The organism is Staphylococcus sp. HMSC055A09, assembly GCF_001809655.1.
Lineage (GTDB): Bacteria > Bacillota > Bacilli > Staphylococcales > Staphylococcaceae > Staphylococcus > Staphylococcus capitis.
In genome coordinates this window covers 156381-169955 of sequence record NZ_KV798364.1, presented here as the reverse complement: position 1 = coordinate 169955, position 13575 = coordinate 156381, and the positions used below count along the sequence as shown (strand labels likewise).

13 protein-coding genes are annotated in these 13575 nt (G+C 33.7%); 11 read left to right on the top strand and 2 right to left on the bottom strand.

Annotated features, from left to right (window positions below; translation table 11 throughout):
• Positions 1-35: 35 nt before the first annotated feature.
• The 7 genes from rbsK (at position 36) to HMPREF2642_RS11545 (ending at position 7393) form a co-directional block, all read left to right on the top strand.
• On the top strand, positions 36-959 hold the full coding sequence (gene rbsK, locus HMPREF2642_RS04035) for a ribokinase (protein WP_049427879.1): 924 nt from the start codon (positions 36-38) through the stop codon (positions 957-959).
• Positions 960-1177: 218 nt separating this feature from the next.
• Entirely contained in the window at positions 1178-2665 is a 1488-nt protein-coding gene (gene xylB, locus HMPREF2642_RS04030) for a xylulokinase (protein WP_023351129.1), read from the top strand.
• A gap of 275 nt (positions 2666-2940) precedes the next feature.
• Positions 2941-3738, top strand: a complete 798-nt coding sequence (locus HMPREF2642_RS04025; protein ID WP_030058789.1) for a hypothetical protein — start codon at positions 2941-2943, stop codon at positions 3736-3738.
• A 534-nt stretch (positions 3739-4272) separates the two neighbouring features.
• Positions 4273-5316, top strand: a complete 1044-nt coding sequence (locus tag HMPREF2642_RS04020) for a PTS sugar transporter subunit IIC (protein ID WP_002432706.1) — start codon at positions 4273-4275, stop codon at positions 5314-5316.
• Positions 5317-5318: 2 nt separating this feature from the next.
• Positions 5319-5999, top strand: coding sequence for an L-serine ammonia-lyase, iron-sulfur-dependent subunit beta (gene sdaAB, locus HMPREF2642_RS04015; RefSeq protein ID WP_002432599.1), 681 nt, complete (start codon positions 5319-5321; stop codon positions 5997-5999).
• 13 nt (positions 6000-6012) lie between these two features.
• Positions 6013-6912: an L-serine ammonia-lyase, iron-sulfur-dependent, subunit alpha gene (sdaAA, locus tag HMPREF2642_RS04010; protein ID WP_002432338.1), complete on the top strand. Its 900-nt coding sequence runs from the start codon at positions 6013-6015 to the stop codon at positions 6910-6912.
• Between the two features lie 304 nt (positions 6913-7216).
• Positions 7217-7393 (top strand): hypothetical protein, encoded by a 177-nt coding sequence (locus HMPREF2642_RS11545; protein WP_016898584.1) that lies wholly within the window; start codon positions 7217-7219, stop codon positions 7391-7393.
• 41 nt (positions 7394-7434) lie between these two features.
• Here the strand turns inward: HMPREF2642_RS11545 and HMPREF2642_RS04005 are convergent, their stop codons facing one another.
• Entirely contained in the window at positions 7435-7926 is a 492-nt protein-coding gene (locus HMPREF2642_RS04005) for a GNAT family N-acetyltransferase (protein WP_030058792.1), read from the bottom strand.
• A 194-nt stretch (positions 7927-8120) separates the two neighbouring features.
• Between HMPREF2642_RS04005 and srtA the strand changes: the two genes are divergently transcribed.
• The gene (gene srtA / locus HMPREF2642_RS04000) at positions 8121-8732 is read left to right on the top strand and encodes a class A sortase SrtA (protein ID WP_002432701.1); all 612 of its coding nucleotides are present in this window, start codon (positions 8121-8123) and stop codon (positions 8730-8732) included.
• Between the two features lie 227 nt (positions 8733-8959).
• Positions 8960-9763, top strand: a complete 804-nt coding sequence (locus HMPREF2642_RS03995) for a Cof-type HAD-IIB family hydrolase (RefSeq protein WP_049427884.1) — start codon at positions 8960-8962, stop codon at positions 9761-9763.
• A gap of 58 nt (positions 9764-9821) precedes the next feature.
• On the opposite strand, the gene HMPREF2642_RS03990 is transcribed toward HMPREF2642_RS03995, so the two are convergent.
• Positions 9822-10814: a D-lactate dehydrogenase gene (locus tag HMPREF2642_RS03990; RefSeq protein WP_030058796.1), complete on the bottom strand. Its 993-nt coding sequence runs from the start codon at positions 10812-10814 to the stop codon at positions 9822-9824.
• Positions 10815-11113: 299 nt separating this feature from the next.
• On the opposite strand from HMPREF2642_RS03990, the gene HMPREF2642_RS03985 reads away from it, so the two are divergent.
• Both HMPREF2642_RS03985 and HMPREF2642_RS03980 read left to right on the top strand, forming a co-directional pair.
• Positions 11114-11773, top strand: a complete 660-nt coding sequence (locus tag HMPREF2642_RS03985) for an NAD(P)H-dependent oxidoreductase (RefSeq protein ID WP_030058798.1) — start codon at positions 11114-11116, stop codon at positions 11771-11773.
• 279 nt (positions 11774-12052) lie between these two features.
• Positions 12053-13546, top strand: coding sequence for an aldehyde dehydrogenase family protein (locus tag HMPREF2642_RS03980; RefSeq protein WP_030058800.1), 1494 nt, complete (start codon positions 12053-12055; stop codon positions 13544-13546).
• The last annotated feature ends 29 nt before the right edge of the window (positions 13547-13575 follow it).

Below are 13575 nucleotides of genomic sequence, written 5' to 3'. Positions count from 1 at the left end.
TGAAGAATTATATATCTAAAAAGGGGGCTATTTCAATGAGTAGAAACAAGGTAGTTATAGTAGGTTCAACCAATGTTGATAAATTTATTAACGTGACGCGTTTTCCTAAACCAGGAGAGACATTACACATTGATCAAGCGCAACGAGAATTTGGTGGAGGAAAGGGTGCTAATCAAGCGATTGCAGCTGGTCGTCTAGAAGCTGAAACAACTTTTGTTACTAAAGTAGGTAAAGAAGGGAATGCCGATTTTATCATTGAAGATTTCAAAGAGGCGTCTATTAATACGGAATATATTTTAACCGCTGATAATGAAGAAACAGGACAAGCTTTCATAACAGTATCAGAAGACGGTCAGAATACAATTTTAGTATATGGTGGAGCAAATATGACTTTAAGTGCTAAAGATGTCATGGCAGCAGAACAACCAATTACTGAAGCGGACTTTGTTGTGGCACAATTAGAAATACCAATTGAAGCTATAGAACAAGCCTTTAAAATTGCTAAAGCAAATGGTGTAACAACTGTACTCAATCCTGCCCCTGCGATTGATTTACCTAAATCTTTATTAGCATTAACAGATATTATTATTCCTAATGAAACTGAAGCTGAACTACTATCAGGTATCTCTATCACTAATCAAGATAACATGAAAGAAACCGTAGAATATTTCTTCAAATTAGGAATTTCAACAATACTTATTACGCTTGGGGAACAAGGTACATATTATGCCACTGAGAATGAATCCAACATTGTTCCAGCTTATAAAGTAGAAGCTATTGATACTACTGCTGCAGGTGATACATTTATTGGAGCTTTTGTGAGCCAATTAAACAAAGATTTGAGTAATTTGGAACAAGCTATCCAATTCGCTAATCAAGCATCATCTTTAACTGTTCAACGACAAGGAGCTCAAGCAGCTATTCCTACTAGAGATGAAGTAATCAATGTCTATAAATAATTAGCTGGTCTTATAAGTGAAAGGTATTTCATTACGTATTCATAATTAAAAAAATGCTCTAAGAAGTTGTGTTAAAACAATCATCTTAGAGCTATTATTTTTTCTAAAATACTATTAACTCCAAACTTTAAGTTTTCATATAGTATGTAAGCATATATGATATAAATATACAGAGATAACTTAATACATATTTGACATAAACGAAGGGTGATCAAAAGATGGAAGAAGTTGTTTTAGGTATTGATTTAGGAACGAGCGCAATTAAAATTATCGCAGTCAATCGCCAAGGCGAAGTATTGGAGACTGTAAGTGAACCATTGAAATTATTTCAAGAGCAACCTGGATATAGTGAACAAGACCCTAATGAATGGTTTCAAGCTACTAAGCGTGGCGTTAAGCGCATTATCTCTTCAAATGCTTTAAAGAATAAAGCTGTGAAAGGTCTTTCGTTCTCAGGACAGATGCACGGTCTAGTCGTCTTAAATAAAGAAGGACAGCCCTTACGCAATGCAATACTCTGGAATGATACTAGAAATTCGGAACAGTGTCGTCAAATTAAAGAAGTGTATGGTGAGAGACTCAACTATAACCCAATATTAGAAGGATTTACATTACCTAAAATGTTATGGGTTCAACAACATGAGCCTGAAATTTGGGAACAAGTGAATGTATTTATGTTACCTAAAGATTATTTACGATATTGTTTAACGAATCAAATTAATATGGAATACAGTGATGCGGCTAGCACATTATTATTAAATCCTAAAACAAATTTGTGGACAAAAGATGTGGGCTCAATTTTCAATATCCCTGATATTTATCCATCATTAGTCAATTCACATGAATGTGTTGGGTACGTTAGCGAATTACTGGCAGATGAACTAGGTTTAAAGCATCAGGTTGCTGTATTTGCCGGAGGTGGGGATAATGCCTGTGGAGCTATAGGAGCTGGCGTGATTAATGATAAAGAGGCATTATGTAGTATAGGAACATCTGGCGTTGTATTAAATGTTGAACATAATCATGTTACAGAGTATGATCAGAATTTACATTTCTTCAATCACAGTATTCCTAATACGTATTATGCGATGGGAGTTACATTAGCTGCAGGTTATAGTTTGAATTGGTTGAAGACCACATTCTTTGAAAATGACTCCTTCGCCCAAATTTTAGATTCTGCTGAAAGTGCCAAACTAGGAGCAAATGGCTTATTATTTGCTCCTTACTTAGCTGGTGAACGCACGCCACATGGGGATGCCTACATTAGAGGTAGTTTTATTGGTATTAGTGGACAACACAAAAAAGCAGATTTTGCACGTGCAGTTATAGAAGGTATTACTTATTCTTTATATGATTCAATCAAAATAATGCGAGAAGCAGGACACGAAATCAATTCAATTACCTCAATTGGTGGAGGGGCTAAAAGTAAGTTCTGGCTTCAACTTCAAGCAGATGTTTTTAATATGAAAGTGAAAAAATTAAAACATGAAGAAGGTCCAAGTATGGGAGCAGCTATGCTTGCAGCATACGGACTAGGTTGGTTTGAAAGTGTAGCTGATTGTGTTGAGACATTTATTAAAGTTGAAGAAGTTTTTAAACCTAATGCCGAAAATCATAAACGATACGAACAATTCCATAATGTTTATCAACGAGTCTATAAGCAAACGAAAGAACTAACAAAGGAACTGCTAGCGATTACAAAGTAAAGTACCAACTCTCGGACAATTCTTGTGCGAGAGTTTTTTTATCTTGATAACTCTAAATGCAAAACCTAGACTTTATATAGAAATTTATTGAAAAAAGTGAATTATTGAAAAGATGGGAAACAATAATTGATTTTTAGTTTGAGCGACAAAAAAGAAAAATTATTTTCAAGGAAATGAATATTGACATTACACTAAATAGAACGTTTAATAAAATTATATTTTAACAATTAATATATGAGCACAATTAAAAAATAAGACACCGAGAGGATGATAATATGTTAATTTTGAAACAAGAATTGTGTGAGTTTCTAAGCCGTATGTCGCCACGAACGTTTGCGTATATGAATGAACTCGACTATCCTAATTTATTACTTGAACTTGAACACCAAGATATTACACTACCCACTACATACCAACTTCAAAGGTCAATTCAATTCCCTCAATATCAACCACCTTCGCATCAAGTAAATAATCAGTTTATCAATCTAAGAGATGAAGCTGAAAGTGATATTAATGATGAAAAGTTACGTTTTTTACAATTCTATCCTGTCAACCAGCACAGTGAAATGTTGAGTGCATACTCTAGAATGACCCAATTAAAAATCAAAACAACTGTTAAACCACTTAAATTATCATTCCCATTAGATCCAGATACATTAACTGATAAACTCAACCTTCCACCTGCTCATGAAAATCGCGACATTCCTTTACTCCTATATATGCTTCAAAAACTACTTTCAGAACTCAAAAAATGCAATTTAAAATTCTCTATTCAAGATAATATTATAGAAATCATCTATCCCAGTCATATTGTTAAAGTCTTCATTAATTTATATAAAAACAATCAAAGCATCTATCCTCTACAAATATTTGTTAGTGCTTACTGTAGATACGCACCATTTATTGAGCAAATGGAATCAATATCTATGTCTACATCTAAAGAAGTGTTAACAAATGTAGACAAACTTTTCTTACTTATACTTGAATTACCAGAAAGACTTACAAGACAAGAATTTTCATTGAGTCAAAAGAATTATGACTTAGCCGAAAAATTATTTTTCATTAAAGGGTAACTTTTACTTATTGAAAAGATATAGAGGTAGAAGTCCGCCTAATTAATTAAAATGATATAGGTAAGAGTAGAAAATGATAAAATTCACCCGTGAATCTGAAAATAGGTTTAAGGGTAAAAATACAATTTTAAATTAAACATTCATATTTAAGGGCTGGTTGCACTAGAAATTTGCAATAAGCCCTTAAAAATTGTGAGCAATTTGTTACATTTTGAGATAATAAGCGTTAGAATATATAAGTCGCCTAAATGATATGTACTAGTTATCTGTACATCATATGAAGACGATTTTGAGGTAAGGGTAAATTAATGTTTATGATAGCGTTTACATTCGTCAGGGTTAGGTGTAAAATGTTTCGAATAAAATCAAATAACAAAATAATTTCTCTTTTGTACTTTTTGCAACAATAAAAATATAACTTAGTGAATTATTTCACAATATCTACTAATTTATTTGTTGTAAATTATTGAAATCGCTTTCTTAAGGGTGTACGATAGCTATGGCCTAAAAAAACAGAAAGAAGGTTATGGGGAAATGAATATAATCTTAGGAGTAGGGACACTAGTAATTGTACTTATCATCATGACGCTGTTCTTAAACTTTGCGCCATATGGTAAACAAGGTTTACAAGCTTTATCAGGGGCAGCTTGTGCCACATACTTACCACAAGCATTCTTAAGTTATGCTATCGGTGGCGTGTTCCACATTAAATTTTTTCAAGAAATTGGTGACTTAGCAGGGAGTTTAAGCGGAATTGCAGTTGGTATTTTAACATGTTTAAACTTGGGTGTATCTCCAGTTTTTGCTGTTATCGTTGGTTTAGTTTTACATGATTCAAAATTATTGCCAGCATTTATAGCAGCATATATTATTGCTTTTGGGATTAAATTGATAGAGAAAAAAGTTCCAGAAGGACTAGATTTAATTGTTGTAATTTTATTGGCTCCAGCAATTACATTTGGTTTAGCAAATTTAATTTCACCAGGGGTTATCGCTGTACTTAAACAAATTGGTTCAGCTATCTCATCTGTAGGTAATGATAATCCTTATGCTTTAGCAGTTATATTAGGACTAGTTATACCTGTAACAGGCATGACGCCTTTAAGTTCAATGGTCTTAACAAGCTTATTAGGGCTTACAGGTATACCAATGGCAATCGGTGCATTAACATGTACTGGTGCTTCATTCGTTAACGCAGTACTATTCAGTAGACTGCATATTGGTAAGAAAACCAATGCGTTCGCAGTATTTATCGAACCATTGACACAAATAGATTTAATTGCAAAATATCCACTACAACTTTATGGTACGAATGCCATCATCGGTGTTGTAAATGCTTGTATCGTTACATTCAGTGGACTAGTAATCAATGTAAAAGGTATGGCTACACCGATCGCAGGTGCGATTGTATTATTTGGATTTAATAATGCAGTGACTTCTATCATAACTATCATCACAGTGGGTATAGTAAGTGTAGTACTAGCATTCGTTATGAGTTCAATTATCAAGAAGTTTAACTTAATGAATATTAGTTTCAAATTACCAGGGAAAAAGAATCGAGTTAAGGAGAGTGTTTAATAATGGCTAAAAGCTATGATTACCAAAGTGCTTTTGACATTATTGGACCAGTTATGATGGGACCATCAAGTTCTCATACTGCTGGTGCAGTTAAAATAGGTAACTCAGCACGTGCTGTTTTAGGAGACATGCCTAAAACTTTAGAGATTCATTATTATGAATCTTTTGCTAAGACGCACCAAGGACATGGTACAGACGTAGCTGTAGTTGGTGGTGCTATGGGCTATAGCACCTTCGATAGCCGAATTAAATCAGCATTAGATATAGCTAAGGATGAAAATATTGATGTTGATATCATCGAAGAAGATGGAGAAAGTATCGGTCAACATCCTAACTGTGCTTATATTAAGGCGAACTCTGAAAGTGGACGTCACATTGAAGTCATTGGTATTTCAATTGGTGGCGGTACAATTAAACTTAAAGGCATTAACGTCAATGGCTTAGAAGTTGAAATTAACAATGGACTTCCAATGTTAGAAATAGACGGCGAAATGGATAAAGCTCAGGTGAATCACTTAATCAACGACATGACAGATATGGAAATTGATTTTGGTGATGAAACTGTCAAGACGAGCGACAATAATGGTCTAGTTGTATTACCTTTAAATAAAGCAATCTCAGAATCAACATTAAACAAAATTAGAGAAAAATACAGTGACTTAAACGTTTCCTATATCAATTAGAGGGGGATTATAAATGTTTGATTCAATTAGAGAGACAATAGATTATTCTGTTGAACATGACATTTCCTTCGCTGATATCTTGATCAACGAAGAAATGGAAAGAGAAGGTATATCACGCGACGAAGTACGTGAACGCATGAAACAAAATCTTGAAGTGATGCGTGATGCAGTAGAAAAAGGTACTACTGGAGACGGTGTAGAAAGTGTTACAGGTTATACAGGCCATGATGCGGCAAAACTTCGTGATTACAACGAAAACAATCATGCTTTATCAGGGAAAGAAATGATTGAAGCCGTTAAAGGTGCAGTTGCAACAAACGAAGTGAATGCAGCAATGGGTATCATCTGTGCTACACCTACAGCTGGTTCCTCGGGAACTATACCCGGAGTTCTTTTCAAATTAGAGAAAACGCATGATTTAACTGAAGATCAAATGATAGATTTCCTATTTACTTCAGCATTATTTGGACGTGTAGTTGCAAACAACGCAAGTGTTGCTGGTGCTACAGGCGGTTGCCAAGCAGAAGTTGGTTCTGCGTCAGCAATGGCTGCGGCAGCTTCTGTAGCTATCTTTAACGGTACGCCAGAGCAATCTGGTCATGCGATGGCACTTGCGATAAGTAACTTATTAGGTTTAGTTTGTGATCCTGTAGCAGGACTCGTTGAAATTCCTTGTGTAATGAGAAATGCTATTGGTTCAGGTAACGCATTAATTTCAGCAGACCTTGCATTAGCTGGCGTTGAAAGTCGTATTCCAGTTGATGAAGTTATCGGTGCGATGGACAGAGTTGGTCGTAATTTACCTGCATCTCTTCGTGAAACAGGTTTAGGTGGTCTAGCTGGTACACCAACTGGTGAAGAAATTAAACGTAAAATTTTCGGTGAAGCTGAAAATATGGTAAATAATAAATAACTTATAAATATAATGATTAAGCACTTTAGTTTTGTGTATAGCAAGACTAAAGTGCTTTTTTCTAAGGTTATAAAGATTAACTGTTTTAGTAAGTACATAGTTGAATGATTAAAAAGGATTACAATAGACTATGGTCTATTGCATTAAGAACACCGTCGAAATTAGAATTCGCATATTAGATGAACACAATAGTCAAGAAACTATTATGTAAGAAGCACTAAAGAATTATTACCATCATAAGTGCTTCTTTAGTATTGCAAAATGTGGGTCCCCAATCTAAAATAGCTTAAAAGGGGTTGATGCAATGCTAAGATTATTCCTTATCTTTCTAGCATTCATCATTAACACAACGATAACTTATTTATGGACTACAGAGGGGACATGGGTCAACTTATTATTTAAATCATTATCATTAAGTATGATTCTCGTTTTTATGTTCTACTATATTCGTTTTGTTATTGAAAATAAAAACAAAGAATGAAATTTAACCAAAGACATTCCTTAGTTAAATTTCATTCTTTTTTATTGATGTAAATCAAGCTGATAAAATGCTAAATCGAGCCATCTTTCAAATTTATATCCTACATTTTTAATTGTTCCAGCGTGAGTGAAATTAAATTTTTTATGTAGCTCAATACTTCCTACATTAGAAGCATCTATCCCCGCTACAATTGTTCGATAATTTTTGGCCTTTGCGTCTTGAATGAGTATTTCTAATAACTTTGAAGCTATACCTTGACCACGATAGTCGGGATCAACATAAATCGAATGTTCAATAGAATAAAGATAGGCTGGCCAATCTCTAAAAGAGCCATATGTTGCATAACCTATAACATGATGGTCTTTAACATATACCCATATAGGTTCTTCGGCTATTGATTTTGTTTCAAACCACTGTAGTCGTTCTTCTAATTCCTTGGGATCATATGTATATACTGCAGTAGTATTAATTATGGCGTCATTATAAATTTTAAGAATATCTGGCAGGTCTTCTTTTCTAGCATGTCTAATCATTTGGCACCCCTCTTTTTACATTCCATTAAATACCTTTATTTCTAATAAATCAATTATTTGTTAAGTAATTTCACATGCGATATTTATAAAAGATTTTATAAGCTCCTTTTATATTAGTGTTGTCGTGTCAAAATAATGCTATACTTATCTCAAACTACGATAAATCTTTAAAAACATTTAAAGGAGTTACAGTAATGAAAAAATGGACGAGTCGATTAACGACGTTCATTGGTGTCTTATTAATATTATTAGCAATATATTTATTTGCAAAGCCACATATTGATAATTATCTTCATGAAAAAGATAACGACAATAAGATTGAGAAATATGACAACGATGAAAAAAAGGATACCTCGACGAAACAAAAGACACCTACAATTCCAAAGGATAAATCCAAAATGGCTGGTTATATTGAAGTACCAGATGCTGAAATTAAGGAGCCGGTTTATCCAGGACCTGCGACACTAGAGCAACTTAATAGAGGTGTGAGTTTCGCTGAAGGTGATGAATCATTAGATCAACAAAATATTTCTATCGCTGGTCACACATTTACTGACCGTCCGCACTATCAATTTACTAACCTAAAAGCAGCTAAAAAAGGAAGTAAAGTATATTTTAAAGTAGGTAATCAAACACGTAAGTATAAAATGACAAAAATTCATGACGTTAATCCATCAGATGTTGAAGTTTTAGATGAACAAAAAGGTAAAAAAAATCAATTAACGTTGATTACTTGTGATGATTATAATGAGAAAACAGGTGTCTGGGAGAAACGAAAAATATTCATCGCAACACAAGTGAATTAAGAACAATCAGGTAGGAGTATATACAAGATACTTCTACCTTTTACTATAGTAATAAATCATAAAGTTTAATAGACATTTAACAAACATTCACATGAGTTAAGTATTTTTAAGTGATGAAATCAATTTCTAAATGTGAATATAGTTTCATAGACTTATCTTTAACTTCATTCCATTCACACACACAGATATAATGAGATTAAAGTTGGTCAATTAAAGGGGATATTAAAATGATACGCGCAATTGCAGTAGATATGGATGGCACTTTTTTAGATTCAAATAAGCAATTTGATGAGGCACGGTTTGAAACAATTTTTAAAAAATTAAAGAAGCATAACATACAATTTATAGCTGCAAGTGGAAATCAATATGCGAAATTGAAGTCTATCTTTGGCGTTAGAGATATGTTCTTTATTTCTGAAAATGGGGCAGTCATATATAATGGGAATAAGTTGTACAACTACCGAAGTTTCAATAGACAAGATTTTCAAGACGTTGTTGATTATTTAAGCAGTGACCACAAGATGGATGAACTCATCATATGTGGTGTGAAAAGTGCGTATATTTTAAAAAGTACCCAAGCAACTTTTAAAGAGGACGCGCATTTTTATTATCATCAATTAGAAGAAATTGATTCACTTCAACATTTACCTGAAGACGATTATGTTAAAATTGCTTTCAATATCAATCGAGATACTCATCCTCACTTGGATGATGAGTTAGAGAGAGCTTTTAAAGATACAATTAAGCTAGTCTCAAGTGGGCACGATAGTATAGATGTCATTATGCCTAATATGACAAAGGGTCAAGCATTAAGACGATTACTTACTGAATGGGGGATGTCGTCTACTGAATTAATGGCATTTGGAGATGCTAATAATGATAAAGATATGCTAGAACTCGCACAATTTAGTTATGTTATGGAAAATAGTAACGACGCATCATTATTTGAATTAGCGAGTGGTGTAGCACCATCTAATGATAAACAAGGTGTATTAACTACTATTGAAGAAGTAGTTCTAAGTAACATATGAGCATAAATAAAGGTGAGAAGAAGTGGATATACCAACTTTTCTCACCCTTTTAAATATATTAGTTTAGACGTGTTTCACAAGTTCCAGTTTGAATAACTGATAACGCTGCATTTAAGCCGCCTTCAACTAAGTTTTGTACTGCTTCATCTGAGAAGAAAGCAATGTGAGGTGTGACTAAAATCTTTTCGTGTCTAATAAGCTCTAAAAGCGTTTGATCTTCGATTGTTTTGTTAGTCCAATCAAATGTAAAGTAGTCGGCTTCATTTTCATAAGTATCGATTGCAGCACCATATAATGTGCCATCGTTAACTGCATCAATAAGATCAGGTGTGTTAATAACAGCCCCACGAGCAGCGTTAACTAAAATAGCACCTTTCTTAACTTTCGCAAACATTTCTTTATCAAATAAGTGGAAGCTTTCTTTGTTTGCAGGTACGTGTAATGAAATGATGTCTGCATCTTTAATAGCTTCTTCAACAGAATCCTTATACTCTAAGAAGTCTAAAGAATGATTAGGATAAGCATCGTAACCAACAACCTTTGCGCCAAATCCTGCGTAAATTTTAGCAGTGGCAGCTCCAATACGTCCTGTACCAATGATAGCGACTGTCATATTCTTAACTGGACGTGACATAATCGGTGCCGCCCAAGTAAAGTTGTGATCTTGTACGCGTCTTTCGATTGCAGGGAATCTACGTACAAGTTGTAATGCGATAGAAACAGAATATTCTGCGATAGTCTCAGGTGAATAACTAGGAATGTTAGAAATAACAATACCATGTTTTTTAGCAAGATCTAAATCGTACATATCGAATCCCGCAGTACGTTGAGCGATTTGTTTGATGCCGTATGCTTCGAGTTTAGGGTAAACTTCAACTTCTAATTTACCGAATTGCATGGTAGTTACACCATCATAATCCTTAAGTTGGTCGACAGTATCTTTACTTAAAAGTTCAGTAGAAGTAGTTACTTCAATGTTATTCTTTTTACCCCAGTTTAATGCCATTTCTTTCTCATATTCGCGTGTACCGAAAAACATAATTCTTGTCATTAAAAAATAACCCCATTTCTAAAATATAAAAAATCGTACTAAATAATAAGTTATAAGAATAAAAATAAATAAGTAAGACTAAAACTTACAAGCTCATTATATTGTGAAAGTTTTCACAAATCAAGTGCGAAATGACCTTTGGAAAAGAAAAATGTGAAAAATCTCTCATTTTAAAAATAAACATCCTCTTTTTTTATGAAATTCATTTACTTTTATCGTGTACAAAAGTCATTTATACTTTTGATGTAATGAAAATTGATATTGTTAACAATGTATTTTAGGAAGGATGAAACACTGGTATGAGTAATATGAATCAAACAATCATTGATGCGTTTAAATTTAGACACGCTACAAAACAATTTGATCCGTCTAAAAAAGTGAGTGATGAAGATTTTGAAACAATTTTAGAGGCAGGGAGATTATCTCCGAGTTCTCTAGGTTTGGAACCGTGGCATTTTGTTGTAGTCCAAAGTGAAACATTAAGAGATAAACTTAAACCATACAGTTGGGGTGCTCAGAAGCAGTTAGATACAGCGAGTCACTTTGTATTGATATTTGCACGTAAAAATGTAACTTCTCAATCTGAATACGTCCAAAACTTAATTCGTGGTGTTAAACAGTACGAAGAAAGCACAATTCCAGCAGTTAATGAAAAGTTTGATAATTTCCAAACCAATTTCCACATTAATGATAATGAACGTACATTGTATGATTGGGCTAGCAAACAAACTTATATTGCATTAGGTAATATGATGACGACTGCAGCACTCTTAGGCGTTGATTCATGCCCAATGGAAGGATTTGACTTAGATAAAGTGACTGAGATATTAGCTGATGAAGGTATCCTAGATACTGAACATTTCGGTATTTCAGTAATGGTTGGTTTCGGTTATAGAGCTGAAGAACCTGCTCATGGTAAAGTTCGTCAAAACAAAGATGACGTTATTAGCTGGGTATAATAATTTAAAATATTCAAGAACAGATTCTATAATTTTAGATTGTAGAGTCTGTTTTTTTGAAAATTTTTAAATTTTTCAGAAGTGAATAAGTCTTTATATATGCGGGTAATTCAAGACTAGGACTTCTTTTTGAGTATGCTCATAAACACATTGTTTTGAATCATATAGAAAAGAAGGTAAAATAAAAACTACAAAAGTAAACGTTTACATTTTTAAATATATTTAAGTTAAGCAAGGTAGTTTCAACAATTCAAATATCACTATAAAGGATGGGTTAAAATGGCAAATATTAACGTAAGAGATTATATCGACGAAAGTTATGGCTTATTTATCAATAACGAATTCCAATCAAGTGGTAGTGGAGAAACATTAACAGTAACTAACCCAGCTAATGGCGAAGACTTAGCTAAAGTTGCAAGAGCTGGCAAAGAAGATGTCGATAAAGCAGTGCAAGCTGCACATGATGCTTTTGATAGCTGGAGTAAAATTTCAAAAGCTGAACGCGCTGATTACTTATTAGAAATTAGTCGTCGCATTCATGAAAAGGCTGAACATTTAGCTACAGTTGAATCATTACAAAATGGTAAACCATATCGTGAAACTTCTACAATTGATGTACCTCAAGCAGCAAATCAGTTTAAATATTTCGCAAGTGTTTTAACTACTGATGAAGGTACAGTCAATGAAATTGACGAAAACACTATGAGTTTAGTTGTCAATGAACCTGTAGGTGTTGTAGGTGCAGTGGTTGCATGGAACTTCCCAATTTTATTAGCTTCATGGAAATTAGGACCAGCATTAGCTGCAGGTAACACAGTGGTTATTCAACCATCTTCTTCAACGCCTTTATCATTAATTGAACTTGCTAAAATTTTCCAAGAAGTTTTACCTAAAGGTGTAGTGAACGTTTTAACTGGTAAAGGTTCTGAATCAGGTGACGCTATCTTTAACCATGAAGGTGTAGATAAGTTATCATTCACTGGTTCAACAGATGTAGGTTACGGCGTAGCAAAAGCAGGAGCTGAACGCATTGTACCTACAACATTAGAACTTGGTGGTAAGAGTGCCAACATCATCTTTGATGACGCGAATTTAGAACAAGTTGTTGAAGGCGTTCAGTTAGGAATTCTATTTAACCAAGGTGAGGTTTGTAGTGCAGGTTCAAGATTGCTAATACAATCTTCAATTTATGACGAATTATTACCTAAACTAAAAGAAGCTTTTGAAAATATCACAGTTGGTGATCCATTTGATGAAAATGTAAAAATGAGTGCGCAAACTGGTCCAGATCAATTAGAAAAAATTCAAAGTTACGTAAAAATTGCAGAAGATGATGATAAAGCTAATATCTTAACTGGTGGTCATCGTATTACAGACAATGGATTAGATAAAGGTTATTATTTCGAGCCGACTATTATTGAGTTAAAAGATAATAAACACAAATTAGCTCAAGAGGAAATCTTTGGTCCAGTTTTAGTAGTTGAAAAATTTGATGATGAACAACAAGCGATTGATATCGCGAATGACTCAGAATATGGTTTAGCTGGTGGTATTTTCACAACTAATATCAACCGTGCATTAAATGTTTCTAAAGCAATGAGAACTGGTCGTATTTGGATTAATACGTATAACCAAATTCCAGCAGGCGCACCATTCGGCGGCTATAAGAAATCTGGTATTGGTCGTGAAGTTTATAAAGACGCAATTAAAAACTATCAACAAGTTAAAAATATCTTTATTGATACAAGTAACCAACCAAATGGTATGTATTAATATAAATAAAAAATTAAAAGAGGGCGAAA